We start from the raw sequence: 20958 nt of genomic DNA, 5'->3' as shown, positions 1-20958 counted from the left end.
CGGTGCCCGCTGCGTGGTAATGTAGCCGGCCAGATGCGCAATCATTGCCACAGGCGCACTTTTTTCCCACGTAAAGAGTTTCCGCCAGCGTTGAGGAACGTCACGAGGAGGCTCAAGATCATTGTGCGTCCGTAGAAAAACCCCTGACCGATTTCAGCTCCGGACCGGCTGACCACCCTATGGTGGCTGGCACTCTCGACTCCCTCGGCAACCACAATCGAGCCCAACTCCCGAGCCGCGTCGACTAAAGCCGCCAACCGTTGCCGGCGTTCGCCGTCGTCGAGCGCAAGGATCCGCCGATCGATCTTCAACAGATCGAAATGAAACGCTTCGTGAAGCGTGCTGTACATCTCGACACTGGTTGCACCTGACATCGCCAATCTCACTCCCCGCGCTCTCAACATGGTGACGGCATCGAGAACGCCTTTTGTCGGTCTGGCACAGTGTTCTTCAGGCAGATGCAACACCAGGCGGGAAAGGATCGATTCAGCCGAGCCGATCACGTCCGATACGAACGTCGGACTCTCGACATGCCTCGCGGCAACCTTGATTCCGATGTACAGGGATCTCGAAGCCACCAGCGGTCCGAGTTCGCGGACCGCCGTCGAAAGAATGAAACGCGTAACGGGCCCGATGAACGAACGCTGCTCGATACGACTCATGTAGTGATGGGGGCCCAACTGCCCGTACTCCACATTGTCCCATCGTATCAACGCATCGACCCCGACACAGCGCCCCTCGCTCAGGCTGACCAGCGGCTGGTATTCCACCCGGAACTCTCCCCTCTTTATCCCCGCTTTAGCAGCGCGAATGAGCTTCGCGTCGGGTGTCAGGTGTCGTTTGTAGAACATCCACGCACAGTGGATAAGCAGGCATGTCATCAGCCATAAAGCCAGCCAGGCCGCTAGTCCCACCAACAGGCGGCGACTTACGCGTGTTCGGGCGCCTGCAACCGGGCGCACATCCGGCTCGGGCTCCGGCTGCGCCGATTCGCTCGCCTCGCCAGGCGCGGCTCCGCCTTCGCAAGCCTGGCCGCGTTCGCATCCAGTCGGCCCCGTCAGATCCAGGTCTTCTTCGGGCGGAGAAGAACTCGAAGTTTCCGGCACAAGACCGGTGAACGCGGGACCAGAGGCTACCGACGGCAAGCCGCTCATATACGCCAACTCAGCGTCGGCGGAATCCTCCACCGGACCCGTAACGGGCTGCGGGACATCGGTCGCACGACCTGGTGACGAACGTCGAACGCCGGCCTCGGGCTTTGGCACGTCAGCGGAAAAACTGCATGCCAACCGTGCGCCATCGACAAGCTTCATTGGAGTTGCGGTCGCCCCAGCGAGCGTTGCCGGGATGAGGGCCAGAGGAGGGCTCATGCAATCGGTGTCCGATTGATCGGATTGCGCGGACTGCAATGAGGTAGCGGTGTCGGATATAAGCGCTCGATGCTCCTGCGCATGAGCGCCCGTCATCGTTAGGACTACCGTCAAAGCAACCGGCAGCAACCACTGCGTTCGTCCCCTCTGAAGTTCCGGCACCGCCGGATCGGCAAACTTCGCCCAAAATGATTCCGATTCCCCTTTCATAGTACAACTCAGCCCTTTTGATCGGTTGTTGTGTATTGCAGCTCTGTGAAGTTCGCGCCTTCCAGGCAATGCATTTTCACGACGCCACGCAATCGTTTGCGCACCGGCGTCAAGAATCCGGCGGCTCGATGGACCGGCACAATGTCTTATGCCGTGTGATATGAGCGTCCGTTGGAGGAATTGCGATATCCGCGACCCGGGAAGCACAGCGCGTGAACGGCCGGCTTCCGATAGATCATGGGCCGCGCGCGGGATCGACCGTAGCGGACTTAGGCCCCACGCTTCGGCTACGGCGGCAAGCGCGGCCGAAGCACCTTGATCCAGGCCCATTCAGTAAAGAAGGCGCTTTCGTCCGCGCCGGGACTACGCCAGCGATGAAGGCGCGACTACGATCGTGCGCCGGCTCCCGGCAGATGCGCGGGATAGTGCGGAGACATTTCATCGGACGGCCGGGCACGTTCGCTTACTCTTGCCGTGCGATTTGCGAGACCAGATCACAATCGGCGACCATGTTCGCGGCACTTTCAGCAAGCGCAGTAATGATGTCGCGGCCAAATTCCTCCATCGCGGCCTGCCACTCAGCGGTGCCGACCGGGAAGTCGGCCGCGTCATTCTTTTGCTGTATTTTTCGCATCGTCTTCACGGATAGAGCAAGAGCGCGAGCCGTCGTGTGAAGAGATTTATCGTAGACAAATATCAAAATGTTTCCACAATTAGGCAATATTTTTCGGCGCTTTTTACGAACATCAGGATAAGAAATTCGATCGATTTAGACGCTTTCCGTTGAGATCGATACAGCTCAATTTCTTTACGATTTGTCATTGCAATCACAACAATTGTTTGTGTCACATAGCGATTGGTCGCTTTCCCGACGCTGATGAACCGGGGTTTCACTGTAAAATTCCTCCTGCTCGACTTCGCTCAAGGAATTCAGCAGACTTAGCGTCCGCTCATGAACCAGCATCCCGATCATCCCCGCCAACGTACAGCTGTAATGGCTCGCGAGCCTTTCCAGCTGTCGTTTTGTAGCGATCGGAATTACCGCGGTCAACCGCTCGTAGCTGCCACCAGATCCGAGATTGCGTGCCCTGAATCGGCGCTGCTTTTCTGCGTTCGATATTCCCATACGAAGCGTCTCCGGCAGTGGATCCTGTTCCTGCTAACCCATGACGGTATTCAGGCGCGTTTCTGTGACAGGTCTATCGGCAGCAGAGAACGTTCCTGAAGATAACCGGATCGGTTACGCCGTAACCATCTGCAATCCATGCCATTAAATTTATCGGCCAGTACGCTTTAAATGAGTGCCGTGCTGAAACTCGGCATACGTAAAAATTACGGACCGGATAAGAATCGGGCATTCCGACACAAATAATATGAAACAAACCGCTGAAGCTGCCTTGTGTCGTCTAGCTGGCGTGGCGATGAGGCCGCCGAGGATTGTCGCTTGGCGTACGCGTTGTTCACGAGACGAGATGGAGTGCCAACTATTCAGTCACCCGTTCCAAACGGTCGCTTGTGGTCGATATGTACAAGTGTCGGTTTCCCCTTGCCGCCGGACCCAGGCTGGATTCTTGCGAACGCTGCAATCCGCCATCCTGATGTCCACCCTCGGCCGAATATGCACTCGGATGGGTTCCGCGCAAGAAGACCGACTTTGCAAACCACATTTTTTGCCAAGCTGCGCCACGCGGCGTCCTCGGGTGAATGAGGCTGGGTTCAGGCCGGCTCAACGAAGGTGTCGGCCAGACACAAGCGGCACGCGCCGCCGAAATGGATCGAAAACTAATTAAATAAATCCCTCGAACGGTCGATAACCAGTTCAGCCGCTTCCCTTCCGGCGGTTGGACTAAACATGCAGAGCTCATACAACCTTTGGCTGGTAGCCATTTCATTCGTCGTCGCGACGCTCGCGTCGTATACAGCGCTCGATCTGACCGGCCGCATTTTCCTGCTGGCATCGCCGCGTCTGCGGCATGTCTGGCGCCTGGGCGGCGCCGCGGCACTCGGCGTCGGCATCTGGTCGATGCACTTCATCGCGATGCTCGCCTTTTCTCTGCCGATTCCGCTCGGCTACGACTTCGCGACGACCGCCGCTTCGCTCGGACTCGCGGTCGCTGCTTCGTACCTGGCGCTGCACATCACGACCCGTGAACAACTGACCGCAAGCCGCCTGCTGGCCGGCGGCGTAGTAATGGGATGCGGCATTGCCGGCATGCACTACGTCGGCATGGCCGCGATGCAGATGACGCCCGGCATCGTTTATCAGCCGGCATGGTTCGCCGGCTCGCTCGCGATCGCGATCGGCGCGTCGAGCGCCGCGCTGTGGCTGGCGCGCGCGCTCAGCGACGACGACGCGCGCCACGTGGTGCGCAAGCGTCTGGCCTCGGCACTGGCGATGGGCATCGCGATCAGCGGCATGCATTACGCCGGCATGGCCGCCGCCGGGTTTCCGCCCGGCCTCGTATGCGGCGCGGCCAACGGCGTCAGCACCACGTGGCTCGCGACTTCGGTGATCCTGTTCACCTTTGCCATTCTGATCGTCACGCTGATGCTGTCTCGTTTCGATGCGCGCACCACCTTTCTGGTCGGCGCGGTGTCGAACCTGAACGGCCAGATCGTGCGGCTCGCCACGCTCGACAGTCTGACCGGTCTGCCGAACCGCAGCACGCTGACCGAGCGGATCGAACACGCGATCCATCGCGCGCAGCGGCAGCGCTCCATGTGCGCGGTCCTCTTCATGGACCTCGACGGCTTCAAGACGATCAATGATTCGCTCGGCCACTCGGTCGGCGACCAGGTGCTGACCGCGTTCGCACAGCGCCTGCTGCTGTGCGTGCGCGCGAGCGACACCGTGGCGCGACTGGGCGGCGACGAGTTCGTGGTGCTGGCCGAAGATCTTGGTTCGCGCGAAGACGCCGGCGCGCTGGCCGAAGGTGTGCTCGACCGGATGCGCATGGGCATGTGGACCGACTCCCAGCCCCTCCAGGTGATGCCGAGCATCGGCATCGCGCTCTTTCCGCACGACGGCGACACGGTCGACAGCCTGCTGAAAAACGCGGACGCCGCCATGTACGAAGCCAAACGTGCGGGCCGCAGCACCTATCGCTTCTTCGAGCGCAGCATGAACGAGGCGGCCATGCGCACGCTGCAGATTCAGAACGCGTTGCACGACGCGCTCGCGGCCGGTCAGTTCTCGCTGCACTTCCAGCCGAAGTTTCACGGCGGCGGCGAGTCGCTGGCCGGAGCCGAAGCGCTGATCCGTCTGCATCACCCGCAACTCGGCGATCTGGCGCCGCTCGAGTTCATTCCGATCGCCGAGCGCTCGGGGCAGATCGTGCAGATCGGCTATTGGGTCGTGCGCGAAACGTGCCGGCAGATTCGCCGCTGGATTTCTCAGGGCCTGCCGTCGATGAAAGTGGCGGTCAACCTGTCGCCGCGCCAGATGCTGCAGCCGAACCTCGTCGCGAACATGCTCGAGATCGTCCAGGCCGAAGGCGTGCAATGCGAGCAGATCATGTTCGAGATCACCGAAACCGTAGCGATGCAGGACGCCCCCAAAACCATCGAGATGATCCGCCAGTTCCAGGCGTGCGGCTTCGAGATCGCGATCGACGACTTCGGCACCGGCTATTCGAGCCTCGCCTATCTGCAGCGCTTTCGCGTGAAGCAACTGAAGATCGACCGCTTCTTCACCAACGGTCTCGACGTGCATGGACCGGAAGGCAGCGCGATCGTTTCGGCGATCATCGCGCTCGCACATTCGCTGGAAATGGATGTGGTAGCCGAGGGCGTGGAAACCGAATCGCAACTCGACATGCTCAGGACCATGATGTGCGATGAAATGCAGGGGTTCCTGCTCGGCAAGCCGCTCAACGCCGACGACTTCGGCAACCTGCTGCGAGAGAGAATGGTAGCTGCGTGAGCGTCGCGATCTTCTGAAGCGGGCAGCGCGGCATTGCCGTTAACCGCGCCCCTTGGCGGATCGCGATTTACAAATGAACAATAACAGGCGGCTCTGGGGTTGGAGAGTTCATGAAATTCGACGTAGCGACGTTTACTTCGTTGTGGTTGATCACGTTTTTGTGCTGCGCCCTTATTACGACTGCGCTGTCGCATATGTTCGCGCGCGTCGTCGCGTTCCGCTTCTGGGCGGTCGGCTTCTATCTGCTGGCTGCGTCTTCGGCCTGCTTCGCCTTGCATTTCAGGTGGAATTACGACGTGTTGCTGATCGCCACCGCGACGCTTGCGCTGCAAAGCCGCCTGCTGATCTGGGCCGGCACGCGCAAGCTGTTCGGCGTGAGCGCGCCGTGGCGCGCCGGGCTTGCCGGCACAGCCGTATTCTGCGCGCTGTACACCTGTGCCCTGCTGTTCAAGGTGCCGCTCATGTTGCGCGCCGGCCTGCTCGTGCTGTTTTTTCTGCCGCTTCGCGCCGCCACATTGTATGAAGTGTGCCGCCGGCGCCGTCCGCAGCTCGGGCCCGCTCGCCTGATCGCGATGATCGGCGGCACGATCGCCACGCTCAATGCAATCGTGCCGCTCCTGCTCGTGCTGCTCGATCGCACCAATCTGTCGCTGCTGCTCGGCAATCCGCAGCATACCTCGGCGCTTTACGCGGTCGTGTTCGCGGGCGACCTGCTGCTGGCGAGCGGCCTGATCGTGCTCGCTTTCAAATTGCAGATGGTCGAAATGAACATGCTCGCCACGCTGGAGCGCGGCGCCGTGGAACGTCTCGCCACAACGCGGGCACTGCGCGCGGAACGCGATATGCGGCCCGCGCGCGGCGATGCGCTCGGCCACGACACGTCGGCGCAGCGCCAGTCGCTGCCGGGGCCGGTCTGATACGCCGCCCGCCTAGCCGGCCTTGCGCTCGTCGAACGCGCTGTCGGCCACCGACACCAGATGCGGCGTCGCCACCTGCGCCACGTCCTGTTTGGTGAGCTTGCCGTCCACCGAGGCGCCGCAATCCATGCGCAACTGCTGGTAGTAGATGTTGCCCGTCACATGCGCATTGCTCTGCAACTCGACGAAGTGATCGGCAATCACGTCGCCGACGATCCTGCCGTTGACCACCACGTCGTAACCGTGCACGTTGCCTTCGATCGAACCGCGATCGCTCAATACGAGCAGCGTCTGGCCGCCCGGCTCGCCGCTGACGTTGCCTGTGACGTGGCCGTCCATGCGCAGGCCGTTGCTGAACTGAAGGTCGCCGGTGATCCGCACGTCGTGGGCGACCAGGGTGGCGAGCTTGGTCTGCTGGATGCCCGCGGCTTTTTTCTTGTTGAACATAGCAATCTCTTGTGAATGGAAAGGGTCGTCGTGCAATGCCGGGCGCGGCGTCGAACCGGGTGTGGCTGGTGTGTTTGCTGGTTGTCGTGACCAGGTGACGTGGGTGGTTCGCGTAGGCCAGGAACGATCAGCGGCCCTCGGCTTCGGTCTGTGCCGACGGCCGGCCCTTGCTCTGGCCGCGCAGAAATTGCAACTCCGCGTTGAGCCGTGCAACCTCGGCTGCGGCGCCGTCCGCCGTTTTCTGCACCGCAGCGCGCGCCGCCGATTCTTCCGCCAACGCGAGCCGCGCACGCGTCAACTCGATCTGCTCGGTGCTCCTGTCGGCGGGCGCCGCGTTGCATGGCGCGAGCGGCGTGTCCGCGCGCTTCGCGTGCCAGAACGCCAGGCCGGCCGCACCCGCACAAGCGCACAGCACGCATGCCACGGCCCACACCATCACGCGAAAACCCAGCGAACGCGCTGGCCGCAGCATATAGGTGCGGTGAGTCAGGCTGCCCGCATTGCGCCGAAGACGTCGGTCAGCCATGAGGCGCGGGCGAAAAAAGCGCGAGGTAGGCAACCGGATTGACCGGCGCACCGTTGACCAGCACTTCGAAATGCAGATGCGGACCGGTGGAGCGGCCAGTCGAGCCGACATCGGCAATATATTGGCGCGGCAGCACCAGATCGCCGACATGCACGACAATGCGCGACGCGTGGCCATAGCGAGTCATGAGGCCGTTGCCGTGATCGATTTCGACCGCATTGCCATACCCCGATTTCTCGCCGGCGAGGACCACGCGGCCACCAGCCGCCGCGAGAATCGGCGTGCCGGTTTTCGCAACCAGATCGAGTCCCGGATGAAAGCTCAAACGATGCGTGAACGGATCGATACGATTACCGAATGGTGAGCCGAAGCGTGCGCCGTCGGCAGGCATGCGGCCGGGAAAGGCGGCGAACGCGACCGCGTGCCCGGCGGTCTGCTGTTCGAGCGCCGACAGCGTCGCGGCAATGCAATCCAGTTGCTGGGCGGTGCGCTCGGCATCGGCATGGCGGCTCGGCGCCGGCGCGAGTTCGCTGCAGCGAAGCGGCGGCAGCGAAGGGCCGCCCTCGCCTTCGTCTTCGCTGTCGGTGGCGGCCGTGTCGGAGGCGGGCGCCGCAGCCGGCGAGGCAGGCACGACAGGCGCGCGCGGCGCCGGCCGTGGCATGTTCAGGCGTGCTTCGAAATCGCGTAAGTCGCCGACCTGCGCGGTCAGTCGCGCGATGCGCGGCTCGATCTGCGCCACTGAAGCATTCAGCTTGCCGAGCTGATCGATCGCATAGTCGTGCTCGACGTGAGCCGTCACCGGTTCGCCGGACCCGGCAACGTGCACCGGCCAGTGCGAGCCGATCGCAAAGCCCGCGGCGAGTGCGAGCGCAGACGCGCCGCCGGCTGCGCTCAAAGCCAGCGTCAACGCAGTGCGGCGCGTGACGAAGCCGACCGAGCCGCTGGCAAGCCGATTACCGGCGCGAAACACGGAAGCCATTAGCGGCACCCCGCGCGCGACGGGCTCGCTGAACGCATTCGCCCGAACATGGCGCAGTGCGTGTTCGGAATGGACAACGCGTTCAGCGCGCTAAACGTGCGCCATGTGCGACACGTACCACGCGATTGCGAGCGGAACAGAAGATCGGCCATCGGGACTGACTGCATACGGCATCGACCGGATATACGCCGGCCGCGATAATGGGCAGAGGGCGCCGATTATCACCTGGCATCACGAAGCATCATCTCAAATACCAGGAGACCGGGTAATGTATATCTGCGACACGCCGTGACCGGCACGCCGCGCCATCACCCGCACGCGGCGCTGCAGCGGCCGCTCCGCTCAAACCGATGCTTCGGTCTCCTGCGCCTCGCTCCGTTCCCGTTCGGCCAACGCGGCGAGCCGCTCGCGCAGCGCCCCGCCGGAACGCGTCATCGGCATGCGCAGTTCGTCGCGTATCAACCCTTGCGCGGCCAGCAGTGCCTTGACGGGCGCCGGATTCGGCTCGGCGAACAGCGTCTGGATCAGCGGCGCGAGCGCGTGAAAAATGCGCCGGCCTTCGTCGAGCCGCCCCGCCGCGAGCGTGCGATATAGCGCGACAAAGCGCTCGGTCCGCACATGCGCGGATGCCGCAATCGCCCCGCTGCCGCCCAGACACAAGGTGTTGAAAATATTGATGTCCTCGCCGGCCAGCACTTGCAGGCGGCCATCCCGAATCAGCGCGAGCGTGATGTCGAGCGAACCGGCGCAATCCTTCACCGCCTGAATCCGTGGATGCGCGGCGAGCGCAAACAGCGTGTCGAGTTCGAGCCGCACGCCGGTTCGATAGGGAATGTCGTACAGCACGACCGGCTTCGCGCTCGCATCGGCAAGCGCCGTGAAGTGTTCGACAATGCCGGCCTGCGAAGGCCGGATGTAGTACGGCGCGGCCATCAGCACGCCCGCGATCGGCAGCGGATTCAGTTGCTCGATACGCTCGCGCATGCTCGCCGTGTGATTGCCCGACACGCCGACCAGCACCGGCAGCGCCCGCGCATCATGCGGGTGGCGAGCGGCGGCCTGCGCTTCGTCGAGAATCGTGGCCAGCACGGCGTCCTGCTCGGCGGCATTGAGCGCGGCCGGTTCGCCGGTGGTGCCGAGCGCGACCAGCCCGGCAATGCCCGCGCCGGCATAGCGGCGCACCAGTGCGCGCAAGGCGGCGTGATCGACGGCGCCGTCGGCGAACGGCGTGATGAGCGGAACCCACATACCCGAAAAAATAGACATGTCTTTACCTCGATGACGACCGTATCGATTCCGTGCAGCGTGCGAGGGAGGAAAGACAGGAAAGTGCCCAGGCGGGCGTTGACCGGCTGTTCCGTCGCATCTGACGGAACAGCGTGCTCCGGTCAGATGAGCGGCTGTTTTTTGGCTTTGGCGCCGACGTTCGAATCACTCGCGCGCGCGATCGCGACGCTCGCATGGGCGAGACGCGTGAAGGTCGACGGGCGGAGTCTGAACGTTGGGCCGGAGTGCATGAGACGCAGTGTAACCGCGACCGGCGCGGCCTGGCAAAGCCTGTCGCGAAAATCGCTTGACTTCTGGCGCGGGGAAATTAATATACGCAAAGCGTACATCGCGCCCACCATCCCCTCCTTCCGACAGGTGCCTCCATGAGCGTCCCGCAACAAGCCTTCTTACGCGACGCGATGCGTCGCCTGAACATGACGCGCGACACGTTCGCGAGCCGCATCGGCGTGTCGCGCCGGGCGCTCGATACATGGCTCCTGCCGGACGACTCGCAGGAATCGCGGGCCATGCCGGAGATCGTGGAGCGCTTCGTGTCGGAAATCGTGGTGCACGGCGAGCCGGGCGAAAAACATACGCAAAGCGTAGACTCACAGTCGCTCGCGAGCCAAATGCTTTTCGAGGGCAAGCCGCAGTTGCTCTCGGTGGATCAATTCTCGCGCGACTCGGTGGAAGCGCTCTTCCGCGTCGCCGACATCATGCAGCCGATCGCCCGGCGCCGCAAAATCTCCCGCGTGCTGGAAGGCGCTGTGCTCGGCAATCTGTTCTTCGAGGCGAGCACGCGCACCCGCGTGAGCTTCGGCGCGGCGTTCTGCCGGCTGGGCGGCTCGGTTTGCGACACCACCGGTTTCACGTTTTCGTCGATGGCCAAGGGCGAATCGATCTACGACACCAGCCGCGTGATGAGCGGCTATGTGGACGCCCTGGTGATCCGCCATCCGGAGCAAGGCTCGGTGGCCGAATTCGCGCGCGCGACCAATGTGCCCGTGATCAACGGCGGCGACGGGCCGGGCGAACACCCGAGCCAGGCGCTGCTCGATCTGTACACCATTCAGCGTGAGTTCTCGCGCCTCGGCAAAATCGTCGACGGTGCCCATATCGCCCTGGTCGGCGACCTGAAGTACGGGCGCACCGTGCACTCGCTGGTCAAACTGCTGGCGCTGTACCGCGGCATCAAGTTCACGCTGATCTCGCCGCCTATGCTCGAAATGCCGAGCTATATCATCGAGCAGATTTCGCGCAACGACCACGTGATCGAGCAGACTCACGATCTGTCCACCGGCCTGCGCGGCGCCGACGTGGTGTACGCCACGCGCATCCAGAAAGAGCGCTTTACCGACGAATCGTTCGAAGGCTATACGCCGGATTTCCAGATCAATCAGGCGCTGGTGGACAGCGTGTGCGGCGTCGATACGCTGATCATGCACCCACTGCCGCGCGACAGCCGCCCAGGCGCGAACGATCTGAGCGTGGACCTGAACCACGATTCACGGCTGGCGATCTTCCGGCAGACCGACAACGGCATTCCGGTGCGCATGGCGATTTTCGCGGTGCTGCTGGGCGTGGAGAAACTGGTTCAGCATTCCATGCGCGATGCGGCGTGGCGCCCGCCGGTCTATCTCGGTCCGGACGACGCGGTTTTTCATGGAATCGATTGATGGATCAGCGGGCGGCCTGAAGCCGCATCAAAGCGCGCCCCACAGCACACCCCACAGCGCGGCACGGTCTCAAGCCGTGGCGCTCGTGGCGCCGCTCCCGTTGCGCTTGAACGCCCCGGCGAAAAACAGCACCTGATACTGCACCGCATTGGCCCAGTACTTCCAGGTGTGGCCGCCGGGCCGTTCCGCGTAATCGTGCGGCACGCCAAGTTCGACCAGACGCTCGTGCAGCGTCCGGTTCGACTGCACGAGCGAGTCGTTCACCCCGCAGTCGATCGTGAGCGCGATATGCGCGGCGCCGAAGCTGCGCGCATTCTCGACGATCGCCTCGTTGTTCCAGAAGTCGGCATGCCGCGCCGGATCGCCGAATACCTGGTCGATGCCGGGCTCGTCCTCACAGCCTCGCGGATCCACCGCGCCGCTGATACTGCCTGCGGCACCGAACTCGTCCGGCCGGTCCAGCGCGATATGCAAGGCGCCGAATCCGCCCATGCTCAAGCCGGTAATGGCGCGCCCGCGGCGCGCCGCGATCGTGCGGAAATGCGCATCGACATACGTCACCACCTCCGTACCCACATAGGTTTCGTAACGGCTGCGCGGATCGACCGGGCTGTCGATATACCAGCTTTCGTGGCCGCCGTCGGGCATCACGAGTATCACGTGGTAACGGTCGGCCAGCTTGCCGATCTGCGAATTCGAGGTCCAGTCGGTATAGTCGCCGCCCGAGCCATGCAACAGATAGACCACGGGAAAGCGGTCAACCCCTTTCCCGCGCGCGTACTGGTCGGGCAGCACGACCGTCGCTTCGAGCGACTTGTGCATGGCGACGCTTGGAATCGTGACGACCCGGGACTGAAATGCCCAGGCAGGCGCCGTAAAAAGCAGCGTCAGAATGAGCCAGAACGCACGAGCTTGGTTCATGGTTTGTCGCTCTTCCCTATCTAGGTGTCCGAAGAACACTGTCCGGTATCCGGCGGCAAAATTCTTTCAAGGACTCTAGCAACGGCGACTTACAACCAAATTTCAGTCAGGCATACGGTCTCGTCAGCTTCGGTCAGTCCGGGATGGCGACGGGTGATGCAGAGGTGCGGAGTCTCGCGCTTGCGCCGTATGAAGAGCCTACTGCGTACCCATCCCGCTCCTGCTCGACATGCGCACCGAAGCCGACTTGATCCGGCGCAATATCGGCCCGCAAAGTCAGTTCCGGAATCGTGTACGCGCCGCCGTTCTGAGCCCGGAACGGAATCGGCGCCGTCGTCCAGAGTTTGTCCAGACGCTGACCAAGCGCATCTTGCACAGCGGGATAATTCGTTTCATCGATACGGCTCGTCCGGTAGATCACGAACGGCGGCAACACGTCGAAGCCGGGGTAATACAGAATGCCGTGCTGAATCGGGAACAGCACGTCGTCCATCGGACCATTGATGCCTCGCGAGCTATAGTGCGATTCCCAGCCACCCGTCGTGACCACCAGCATTGCACGTTTTCCGGCGAGCCGACCCTCGCCGTAGCGTTCGCCCCAGCGCGCATCGGAGTGCTCTCCGACACCGTACGCAAAGCCATAGGCGTACACGCGCTCCACCCATCCCTTGAGGATGGCCGGCATGGTGAACCACCAGAGCGGAAACTGCAGAATGACCGCATCTGCCCACAAGAGTTTCTCCTGCTCGAGCTCGATGTCTTTGCTCTGCAGACCATTCTCGAATGCATGCTTCGAGTCGCGGGACGGATAAAAAAGCTCGCCGGGTTCTTTCGCGAGACTGTCGTGCGCGTCGAGCACTGCTTTCCACTTCATCGCGTACAGGTCGGATACCTGAACCGTGTGTCCGGCATCTTGAAGGCGTTTGACGGTAAAGTCCTTGAGGGATCCGTTCAACGATTTGGGTTCCGGGTGCGCGTAAACAAGAAGAACGTTCATGACTGGGCCTTCGTGACTGAAAGAAACCAAAGATAGACCCTGCTCCGGTATATTGGAAATGAATTCCCAATATGTCAGGTATAGCCATGAATAATCTGAGAGGGTTGGACCTCAACCTGCTGGTCACGCTCGACGTGCTGCTGTCGGAACACAATGTGACCCGCGCAGCGCAACGGCTGAACTTCTCCCAACCCTCGGTGAGCGTGCATCTGGCCAAACTGCGGGATGCCCTGGGCGACCCGTTGCTGCTGCCCGGACCGCGCGGCATGCGGCCCACCGCCCGCGCCGAAGCGTTGCGCGAAGCCTTGCGCGAAGCCCTCCAGGCACTGGAGCGCGCGGTGGCGCCGACCCGCCCGTTCAATCCAGCCGAAGCAAATCACACATGGCGCATTGCCGCGAGCGACTACGCCGAATCGACGATCATCCTGCCCTCTTTGGCCGGCTTGCGCGCCGCGGCGGCGGGCACGCGTCTCGCCATTGTCGAAGCGGCTCCGCCACGCATTGCGCGGCAGGCAGAACAGGGAGAGATCGATCTCGCTTTTCATACGAGCGAAGGGGCGCCCGAAGGTTTGCGCCGCCGGTTGCTGTTTGCCGAGCGCTACGTGCTGGTCGGCCGCGCCGGTCATCCGCGCCTGAAACGGCGGCCGACGCTCGCGCAGTTCTGCAAGCTCGAGCATGTGATCGTGTCGCCGGACGGCGGCGGCTTTATCGGCGTGACCGACAACGTGCTCGCGCAGGCCGGCCTGACACGCCGGGTCGTGCTGTCCGTGCCGCACTTTCTGTTCATGTCATCGGTGCTGGAGAGTACCGACCTGGTGGGGATGCTGCCCGCGCGGCTCGCGCGCGCCAACAGCGCGCTGCGGATGGTCGAGCCGCCGGTGGAGCTGCCGGGCTACGAAATGGCGATGCTCTGGCACGAACGCTCGCATCGCGACCCGGCGCATCAGTGGCTCAGGGAGTACATCGCGAATTCGGTGTGAGACCGGCTCCGTGCGACGGGAGCCAGTACCGCTGATAGCACCGGCCGTCTCGAGTCGCCGCCAATCTTCGCGCGCGCCCAGCGTGCGGATCGACGCGTTGCGCCACCGGCCCTGGTCAACCGCCTATCGCATCCAGTTGCGCGCGCACCTCGTCGGTAAAGCTCAACTGCGACGCCTGCAGATTTTCCCGCAGATGCCCGAGCGTCGACGTGCCGGGGATCAGCAGAATGTTAGGGGACCGATGCAATAGCCAGGCAAGCGCCACCTGCATCGGCGTCGCGCCGAGGGTTTGCGCAATGTCCGACAGCGCGGACGACTGAATCGGCGTGAAGCCGCCAAGCGGGAAGAACGGCACATACGCAATGCCCTTCCCCGCGAGTTCGTCGATCAGCGCGTCATCTTCGCGGCGGACGAGGTTGTAGTGGTTCTGCACACAGACGATTTCCGCGATGCGCTGCGCCTCCGTTATCTGCGTCGCGGTGACGTTGCTCAGACCGATATGGCGCACGAGCCCGCGGCGTTGAAGTTCGGCGAGGGCCGTCACCTGCTTTTCGAGCGAACCTTCAGCGGGTTCATGCACGTTGCCCATCATCCGCATATTGACGACGTCGAGCACGTCGAGGCCGAGATTGCGCAGATTGTCATGCACGCCACGCTCGATATCCTCCGGTTCGAGCGCCGGCAACCACGCGCCATCGCTGCCGCGCACGGCACCCACCTTGGTGACGATCACGAGGTCGCCGGGATACGGATGCAGCGCCTCGCGAATCAACTGGTTGGTAATGTGCGGCCCGTAGAAATCGCTCGTATCGATGTGATTGACGCCAGAAGCCAGCGCCTCGCGCAGCAAGGCGACAGCGGCGTGACGATCGTTCGGCGGTCCGAATACGCCGGGGCCGGCCAGTTGCATGGCCCCGTAGCCCATGCGGCGCACCGGACGGCCGGCCAGCAGGAAGGTGTCCGGGGTGGTGGGATTCGACATGGTGCTCTCCTTGGTGAGTGGTCGAGCAGAGTATGGCGGTGGTTGCGCTGTTAAATAAAGACGTCTAACGTGTACAGGTTGTTTAATAATGTGAACAGTGATCATGGAATTGAACGATCTGGCTGCATTCGTCTCGGTCGCGCGCGCAGGCGGCTTTCGCGACGCGGCGCGCATCGGCAACGTTTCGGCGTCGAGTCTGAGCATCGCCGTGCGCCGTCTCGAAGCGAAGCTCGGTTTGCGCCTCCTCAACCGCACCACGCGCAGTCTCGCTCCGACCGAGGCCGGGTTGCGTCTGATCGAGAAGCTGACGCCGCTATTCAGCGAAATGGAAGCGGCGCTGGACGTACTGAACGTCTTCAGGGACAAGCCGGCCGGCACGCTCAAACTGAACGTGCCGTCGAGCGCCGCGCGCATCGTCTTGCCGGGCATCATCGCGGCGTTCCTGAAAGCGTATCCCGACATACGCGTGGAGGTGGTAGTCGAAGATGGTTTCGTCGACGTGTTGTCCATCGGTTGCGATGCCGGCATTCGCTATGACGAGCGACTCGAACAGGACATGATCGCGATTCCGATCGGACCGCGTGTGCAACGCTTCGCCACGGCCGCGGCGCCAGGCTATCTCGACGTGCACGGACGTCCCAAGCATCCGGGTGAGTTGCTCTCGCACGCGTGCCTACGTGGCCAGTTCGCCGGCGGCGCGATGCCGATCTGGTATTTCGAGCGCGATGGTGAAGTGTTGCAGTTGAATCCGTCGGGACCGCTGCTGGTGCGCCCCGGCGCGGCAATCGACCTCGCAATCAGCGCGGCCGTCGCGGGTGTGGGCGTCATTCATCTGTTCGAAGACATGCTGCGCCCGCATCTGGATAGCGGAGCATTGGAGCCGATTCTGGAGCCGTGGTGGCAGCGCTTTTCCGGCCCGTTTCTCTATTATCCCGGGCGTCGCCATTTGCCGGCACCATTGCGCGCGTTCGTCGATTTTTTGAAGGCGCTCAACCCGGCTGCGTGAAGCAGGTTAATAGGGAATTAATACCGGCAAAATTGACCGTATCAAAGGCCCGTCGTGTAGCCGGTCGTCTTCATTGACTTTCAGTCACGCAAGAGGTGTTCCATAGCGCGCGATTGCGGTGATAATGGCGGAACCGATCCCAATGCGACACCATGACCGATATACGTACTAGCCCCCTGCGCAATTTTGCCGATTTCATTCGCGCGGAACGAACCCGACTCACCCGGCAGTGGATGAACGCCGTATTCGGCGACGCCGATCTGATCGAAGCGGACAAACTTACCTATCAGCAACTCGCCGATCATCTGCCGGAAATTCTCGAAGGACTGTGTCTGGCACTGGATGTCGAAGATCTCGAACGGGTCGAGCCGGGCATCGAGAGCGATGCGAGAAAACATGGCAAGGTGCGCTGGCGCCAGGGCTATCGTATCGAGGAACTGGTGCGTGAGCTCGATCTCTTTCATCAGACGCTCGCCGACATGCTGGAAGAATTCGCCAGTCTCGATCAATCGTTCACGCGCCGCCACGAGAGTCGGGCACGGCGCCTGATTGCCGAAACGCTCAGTATGGTCACTCTCACGTCGGTCAAGGAAGTGGTGAGCGAACGCGACCGCAAGATCGACGAATATACCGGCCGGCTCGAACGCGCCAATCACGAACTCACGCTGAAACAGCGTCTGGTGAGCGACCTTTACGAGTCGCGCATGCAGATCACGCGCAGCGTGGTTCATGATCTGCGCAACTTTCTGAATGCCTTCACCATCGCACTGCAATTGATCGCGCGCGCGCCCGGCAAAGCCGATACCGCGTTGACGCTGGCGAACCGCCAGGCAGCGGATATGAAACAGCTCGTCGATCAGATCGTCGAGTACTCCGTCGTGCTCGGCGACGGCGCTCCGCTCACACTCGAACAGGTCGAACTGCGGGAACTCTACGATGAACTGGTCGCCTCTTCGCGTCCGTCGATCGAGGCGAAAGGGCTCACGTTGCATGCAGCCTTTGATCCTGCATTGACGGCGGTCACGTCCAATCGTCTCAAACTCAAACAGATTGCCGTCAATCTGCTTTCCAACGCAACCAAGTACACGAAGTCCGGCGGCATCGAACTCAAGTTCGCGATGGCCGACGAGTCGCACTGGTCGATTCGCGTCTCCGATACCGGCGTGGGTATTGCGCCTTCGGACGCGGACCGCGTGTTCGACGAATTCGAGCGCGCTGCGGGCGAAGATATTCCCGGCACGGGTCTCGGTCTCGCGATCGTCAAGGAACTGAGCCGTGTGTTGGGCGGGCAGATCAATTTTGCGTCGCGCGAAGGTGTGGGGACTACATTCGAGATCCGCTTCCCGCTGGCACTCGCGGAACCGCAATAAGAGCGCGGGAGACTGACATTCGCGAGGCTGATCGCGAATTGGCCACACGTGATATAGCCGGTCCAGTCTCAACTCCGACGCTCACGCATACGCCCTATGGAAGCAACGCGGGCGCGAGTGTTCAGCGGGAGGGCCGCGCGGTCAGCGCGGCCACCGATCCACTGCCGCCCGTCGACACACACCCGCTCATCGCGCCGCCCCTGTCGTTCAGCCCGCGCACGACCACTTCGGACGACTTGCCATCACGTCTTGCCAGTTCCGCGAGATCGAGCAGCGCCACATACCGGGCGGAGCATTCCCGCGACGATCCCATCACATCGCGCGTGCCTGCTGCTGTCCCGAAGCGGCTGATTGCAATCAGCAATCCTGTCGCAACGACGATCGCTGCCAGCGTGCCCGGTTTGTAGAATCGCCCGGGCCGCAATTCATTGAAAGCCGGTCTGAACGCAGTGCTTTCACTCTGCTCAACTGTCCCACGTGATTTGACTCGCATGGCGGCTCCCATCACGACCAGTGCGCAGGCACCCAGACACGCCCGATCCAATGGCCCGGCACCCAAACCACCGGACGCGGCGCCGGTGCGACATACACCACCCGCGGAGCGACATACACGGCAGGCGGCAGAGGCGGCGGTACGTAGACAATTGGAGGCGGCGGCACGTAGGCCACCGCTGGCGCGACCACGACCGGCTTTGGTGCAACCACGACTGGCGCAGGCGACACGACAACTGCGGGTGGCGGCACATACGCGACCAGCGGCGCGACGACAACCGGCTTCGGCGCCACGACGACCGTGGTACCGCCCGTCGCCACAACACCCGTGCTCGCCACAACCGTCCCGCCCGACGTCACCGTATTGCCGTGTACGCCCGTCACGCTCGACGAGGTCGTCACGACGCCCGACGCAACGCGCGTGGCCGAACCGGAGTGACTGACGATTCCGCCATCCGGTCCGCTCACCGTGCCCGAACGCGAACATGTTGAACCGGTGCAATTCGTCGACGCCGAATGACTAACCGTATTGCCGTTCGAACCAGTCACCGATCCCGACGACGAATACTGCCCCAGTCCGGTCTTCGTGACCTCGCCGGAGGTGGCGGCCGTCTTGCCGTCCGGCCCCGTGAGGGTGCCGGTATGCGAACACGTGCCACCGGCGCAGCTGGTATCGCCCGAGTGCTGGACGGAGTTGCCGTGGCGGCCCGTCGCGGTGCCCGAATTCGAGAACTGGCCCGGCGCGGTGCGAGTCACCGTGCCGGTGTTGGTGGCGAGGCCGCCGTAGGGGCCGACGACACCGCCCGCATGCGAACAGCTGCCGCCGCCGCACGCGCCGTAACGCGCGCCGTTATAAGTGCCGCGCGACGTATATGCGGTGCCGTGTTCGGACCACGCGAACGCCGATGCGCTGCCGAGCGTGAGTACAGCCGTTGCGGCGCAGAGTATGAGCTTGCGTAGCGCGCTGCGTGCAGATGACGGGGGCGTCACCGAGACGGACAAAGAGGCAGCGGCAGAAGCGCTGACCGGGACGACGAACGGACGATTCTTCACGATATATCCTTCCTGGATTCGGGCCACTTCGGTCACTGCGATGTGGCAACGAACGGACTATAGAAGGACGCGTAGACATAATCGACAGGGAAGATATGTCACGCTGTTTCATCGGAAAGAACTCCCGTACGACAAGGGTTTTGGGGGCGTTTTCCGCACTGCGTGACATATTTCGACATAGATTGAACACGCCTATTCATTGGGCGAACCCACAATGGCGTTGTAGATTGTCACAATCCAATTGGCCACGCGCGTTTGGTTTTCCCACTTATCATTGCGCCAGTTGCAAACCGGCCGACACGACCTGGCACAGAACTGGCCTATCGACACGAACCCACGCTCGCCTGCAATTTAACCAACGTCGAGCAGACCCTGGAGGAGTGCAAAGCGTGACAATCCGCATACCTGAAATCTCCCCATCCTTACGTACGTGGACCGAGAAAGCGGCTCTGGATCACGCGAGCGTCATCGATCGGGTCTACGCGGCACTGATGAATATCAAGCCGTATGCCGACCTTGCTTCATCCGCCAGGCTGGATATCCGCAATTCGATCGCTCTATCTTCGAAGCTATGGTTCGACACACTGTTGTCCGGGAGCGCGCCTTCCGGGGAGGAGCTTGAAACGTTCCGCGAGTACGGACGCCGGCGGGTTCAGCAGGGCGTACCCCTCGAAGCGCTGTTGCGTGCGTTTCGACTGGGCTCGCGCGAATTATGGTGCTTTTATATTGAGCTCGACGAGAAAGACGACAGCCTGCGGGATGAGCTGCTATTTCAGATCTCCCCGTATTTGATGGAGTTCTTCGACATCATGGCGCAAATCATCTCGCAGACTTACCTGGAAGAACAATACAAGCAGGCCCGCTGGCGTGAATCGCTGCGATATCAGTTACACAGCATTATTTTCAACTTCCCCGAAGACACGGAAGGATTCGCCAAAACGGCAGCCGCGCTACGCCTCGACGGGACTATTCCCCGCATAGCGCTGGCCATTGACGTCGACCGGATCGACAGCAATTCGCCCAGCTTCAAAAGCGAACTCGACCGGATCGTTGCCGCGACTGCCCGGCGCCTCAAATTGCCCGTCGACGAACTCGTCGCCATCTGGTTTCGTGGACAACTGCTCGTGTGGATACCCTCACGGCTCGGCGACCTGATGAGCATCAATGATCGTCAGGTAGGCAAACAGATAGCGTCCATCGCGGAGACATTGCCTGAAATCAGGGCGATTGGCGTCGGTCTCATGGGCGAAGGCGCGGCGGGCTGGGCCACGTCCGCGGACGAGGCAAGCCGGGCACTCGGCTTTGGCCGCGCTCGCAGCGGCGAAGAGCGCGTGCGTCTGTATTCGGAGATCGTCGTCGAAGAGAGTGTGCGTGGCGCGAAGAACGCGCTGCGCTATCTCGTCTCGCTGGTCGAACAGCTTGCCAGTGAGCCGGACTTGCTCGAAACACTCGGAACCTACTTCGATCAGCTCCAGCGAAGAAAGGTAACTGCAAGCGTGCTGGGTATTCATCCGAATACGCTCAACTACCGGCTGGAGCGAATCGAAAACATTCTCGGCGCAAGACTGGACGACGCCGGCTGGGTATCGAAGCTCGACATCGCCATCAAGCTGCGCGGCTCGCCCAAATAAAGATTGCCCGGTTATCCGCGCTTGGGAACGACGACTCCGGGCACGTCCTTCAGCGCACGATAGAGCAGGCACGAGGGCTTTTCACCGCGTGCGCTGCCTCGTCGCGCCCGCAGCCAACTCTCCCCTAACGACACGGTAATTCGTAGGCGGATCTCGCGCGTATCGGCATTGTGAAAAGAGCTAACTCCATTGTGTGTTGTTACATATGCG

At 62.3% G+C, this 20958-nt stretch carries 18 protein-coding genes; 7 read left to right on the top strand and 11 right to left on the bottom strand.

What is annotated here, in order from left to right:
* Positions 1 to 41: 41 nt before the first annotated feature.
* Positions 42 to 1580 (bottom strand): EAL domain-containing protein, encoded by a 1539-nt coding sequence (locus PDMSB3_RS24900; RefSeq protein WP_165188075.1) that lies wholly within the window; start codon positions 1578 to 1580, stop codon positions 42 to 44.
* Positions 1581 to 2043: 463 nt separating this feature from the next.
* The gene (locus PDMSB3_RS24895; RefSeq protein WP_165187523.1) at positions 2044 to 2223 is read right to left on the bottom strand and encodes a hypothetical protein; all 180 of its coding nucleotides are present in this window, start codon (positions 2221 to 2223) and stop codon (positions 2044 to 2046) included.
* A 1209-nt stretch (positions 2224 to 3432) separates the two neighbouring features.
* Between PDMSB3_RS24895 and PDMSB3_RS24890 the strand changes: the two genes are divergently transcribed.
* Positions 3433 to 5502: a putative bifunctional diguanylate cyclase/phosphodiesterase gene (locus tag PDMSB3_RS24890; RefSeq protein WP_165188073.1), complete on the top strand. Its 2070-nt coding sequence runs from the start codon at positions 3433 to 3435 to the stop codon at positions 5500 to 5502.
* A 110-nt stretch (positions 5503 to 5612) separates the two neighbouring features.
* Positions 5613 to 6419, top strand: coding sequence for a hypothetical protein (locus PDMSB3_RS24885; protein ID WP_007176679.1), 807 nt, complete (start codon positions 5613 to 5615; stop codon positions 6417 to 6419).
* A 12-nt stretch (positions 6420 to 6431) separates the two neighbouring features.
* Here the strand turns inward: PDMSB3_RS24885 and PDMSB3_RS24880 are convergent, their stop codons facing one another.
* The 4 genes from PDMSB3_RS24880 to dapA all read right to left on the bottom strand — a co-directional run bounded on the left by PDMSB3_RS24880 (position 6432) and on the right by dapA (position 9637).
* A complete protein-coding gene (locus PDMSB3_RS24880; protein WP_007176678.1) occupies positions 6432 to 6866 on the bottom strand; it encodes a bactofilin family protein in 435 nt (144 codons plus the stop codon).
* 127 nt (positions 6867 to 6993) lie between these two features.
* Positions 6994 to 7392, bottom strand: coding sequence for a hypothetical protein (locus PDMSB3_RS24875; RefSeq protein ID WP_165188071.1), 399 nt, complete (start codon positions 7390 to 7392; stop codon positions 6994 to 6996).
* A complete protein-coding gene (locus tag PDMSB3_RS24870; RefSeq protein ID WP_165188068.1) occupies positions 7385 to 8371 on the bottom strand; it encodes a M23 family metallopeptidase in 987 nt (328 codons plus the stop codon). The genes PDMSB3_RS24875 and PDMSB3_RS24870 overlap by 8 nt, the downstream gene beginning before the upstream one ends.
* 342 nt (positions 8372 to 8713) lie before the next feature.
* Complete coding sequence (gene dapA / locus PDMSB3_RS24865) at positions 8714 to 9637, bottom strand: 4-hydroxy-tetrahydrodipicolinate synthase (RefSeq protein WP_165188066.1); 924 nt, start codon at positions 9635 to 9637, stop codon at positions 8714 to 8716.
* A gap of 386 nt (positions 9638 to 10023) precedes the next feature.
* Between dapA and PDMSB3_RS24860 the strand changes: the two genes are divergently transcribed.
* A complete protein-coding gene (locus PDMSB3_RS24860; protein ID WP_007176673.1) occupies positions 10024 to 11316 on the top strand; it encodes an aspartate carbamoyltransferase in 1293 nt (430 codons plus the stop codon).
* Between the two features lie 69 nt (positions 11317 to 11385).
* Here the strand turns inward: PDMSB3_RS24860 and PDMSB3_RS24855 are convergent, their stop codons facing one another.
* Both PDMSB3_RS24855 and PDMSB3_RS24850 read right to left on the bottom strand, forming a co-directional pair.
* Positions 11386 to 12237, bottom strand: a complete 852-nt coding sequence (locus tag PDMSB3_RS24855; protein WP_165188064.1) for an alpha/beta hydrolase — start codon at positions 12235 to 12237, stop codon at positions 11386 to 11388.
* Positions 12238 to 12370: 133 nt separating this feature from the next.
* Positions 12371 to 13234: an NAD(P)H-dependent oxidoreductase gene (locus PDMSB3_RS24850; RefSeq protein WP_165188061.1), complete on the bottom strand. Its 864-nt coding sequence runs from the start codon at positions 13232 to 13234 to the stop codon at positions 12371 to 12373.
* Positions 13235 to 13305: 71 nt separating this feature from the next.
* Here PDMSB3_RS24850 and PDMSB3_RS24845 point away from each other — a divergent pair, with 71 nt between their 5' ends.
* Complete coding sequence (locus tag PDMSB3_RS24845; protein WP_165188059.1) at positions 13306 to 14214, top strand: LysR family transcriptional regulator; 909 nt, start codon at positions 13306 to 13308, stop codon at positions 14212 to 14214.
* A 115-nt stretch (positions 14215 to 14329) separates the two neighbouring features.
* On the opposite strand, the gene PDMSB3_RS24840 is transcribed toward PDMSB3_RS24845, so the two are convergent.
* Positions 14330 to 15196 (bottom strand): aldo/keto reductase family oxidoreductase, encoded by an 867-nt coding sequence (locus PDMSB3_RS24840; RefSeq protein WP_165188057.1) that lies wholly within the window; start codon positions 15194 to 15196, stop codon positions 14330 to 14332.
* A 103-nt stretch (positions 15197 to 15299) separates the two neighbouring features.
* On the opposite strand from PDMSB3_RS24840, the gene PDMSB3_RS24835 reads away from it, so the two are divergent.
* Positions 15300 to 16202: a LysR family transcriptional regulator gene (locus PDMSB3_RS24835; RefSeq protein WP_165188055.1), complete on the top strand. Its 903-nt coding sequence runs from the start codon at positions 15300 to 15302 to the stop codon at positions 16200 to 16202.
* 152 nt (positions 16203 to 16354) lie between these two features.
* Entirely contained in the window at positions 16355 to 17572 is a 1218-nt protein-coding gene (locus PDMSB3_RS24830) for a sensor histidine kinase (protein WP_165188053.1), read from the top strand.
* Positions 17573 to 17693: 121 nt separating this feature from the next.
* Here PDMSB3_RS24830 and PDMSB3_RS24825 read toward each other — a convergent pair whose 3' ends face one another.
* On the bottom strand, positions 17694 to 18065 hold the full coding sequence (locus PDMSB3_RS24825; protein ID WP_197740274.1) for a hypothetical protein: 372 nt from the start codon (positions 18063 to 18065) through the stop codon (positions 17694 to 17696).
* A gap of 11 nt (positions 18066 to 18076) precedes the next feature.
* The gene (locus PDMSB3_RS24820; RefSeq protein ID WP_007176665.1) at positions 18077 to 19117 is read right to left on the bottom strand and encodes a hypothetical protein; all 1041 of its coding nucleotides are present in this window, start codon (positions 19115 to 19117) and stop codon (positions 18077 to 18079) included.
* A 227-nt stretch (positions 19118 to 19344) separates the two neighbouring features.
* Here PDMSB3_RS24820 and PDMSB3_RS24815 point away from each other — a divergent pair, with 227 nt between their 5' ends.
* The gene (locus tag PDMSB3_RS24815) at positions 19345 to 20748 is read left to right on the top strand and encodes a PucR family transcriptional regulator (RefSeq protein ID WP_232064325.1); all 1404 of its coding nucleotides are present in this window, start codon (positions 19345 to 19347) and stop codon (positions 20746 to 20748) included.
* Positions 20749 to 20958 lie beyond the last annotated feature (210 nt).

This window comes from Paraburkholderia dioscoreae (genome assembly GCF_902459535.1).
GTDB lineage: Bacteria > Pseudomonadota > Gammaproteobacteria > Burkholderiales > Burkholderiaceae > Paraburkholderia > Paraburkholderia dioscoreae.
Note: the sequence above shows the minus strand (reverse complement) of the source record. Positions and strands in the feature narration are given on the sequence as shown.

Excerpts from the sequence above, each read along its gene's own strand:
- PDMSB3_RS24825 (WP_197740274.1), bottom strand. The coding sequence starts at position 18,065 with ATGCGAGTCAAATCACGTGGGACAGTTGAGCAGAGTGAAAGCACTGCG.
- PDMSB3_RS24845 (WP_165188059.1), top strand. The coding sequence starts at position 13,306 with ATGTCAGGTATAGCCATGAATAATCTGAGAGGGTTGGACCTCAACCTG.
- PDMSB3_RS24850 (WP_165188061.1), bottom strand. The coding sequence starts at position 13,234 with ATGAACGTTCTTCTTGTTTACGCGCACCCGGAACCCAAATCGTTGAAC.
- PDMSB3_RS24840 (WP_165188057.1), bottom strand. The coding sequence starts at position 15,196 with ATGTCGAATCCCACCACCCCGGACACCTTCCTGCTGGCCGGCCGTCCG.
- PDMSB3_RS24900 (WP_165188075.1), bottom strand. The coding sequence starts at position 1,580 with ATGAAAGGGGAATCGGAATCATTTTGGGCGAAGTTTGCCGATCCGGCG.
- PDMSB3_RS24855 (WP_165188064.1), bottom strand. The coding sequence starts at position 12,237 with ATGAACCAAGCTCGTGCGTTCTGGCTCATTCTGACGCTGCTTTTTACG.
- PDMSB3_RS24870 (WP_165188068.1), bottom strand. The coding sequence starts at position 8,371 with ATGGCTTCCGTGTTTCGCGCCGGTAATCGGCTTGCCAGCGGCTCGGTC.
- PDMSB3_RS24830 (WP_165188053.1), top strand. The coding sequence starts at position 16,355 with ATGACCGATATACGTACTAGCCCCCTGCGCAATTTTGCCGATTTCATT.
- PDMSB3_RS24880 (WP_007176678.1), bottom strand. The coding sequence starts at position 6,866 with ATGTTCAACAAGAAAAAAGCCGCGGGCATCCAGCAGACCAAGCTCGCC.
- PDMSB3_RS24875 (WP_165188071.1), bottom strand. The coding sequence starts at position 7,392 with ATGGCTGACCGACGTCTTCGGCGCAATGCGGGCAGCCTGACTCACCGC.
- dapA (WP_165188066.1), bottom strand. The coding sequence starts at position 9,637 with ATGTCTATTTTTTCGGGTATGTGGGTTCCGCTCATCACGCCGTTCGCC.
- PDMSB3_RS24890 (WP_165188073.1), top strand. The coding sequence starts at position 3,433 with ATGCAGAGCTCATACAACCTTTGGCTGGTAGCCATTTCATTCGTCGTC.
- PDMSB3_RS24835 (WP_165188055.1), top strand. The coding sequence starts at position 15,300 with ATGGAATTGAACGATCTGGCTGCATTCGTCTCGGTCGCGCGCGCAGGC.
- PDMSB3_RS24885 (WP_007176679.1), top strand. The coding sequence starts at position 5,613 with ATGAAATTCGACGTAGCGACGTTTACTTCGTTGTGGTTGATCACGTTT.
- PDMSB3_RS24860 (WP_007176673.1), top strand. The coding sequence starts at position 10,024 with ATGAGCGTCCCGCAACAAGCCTTCTTACGCGACGCGATGCGTCGCCTG.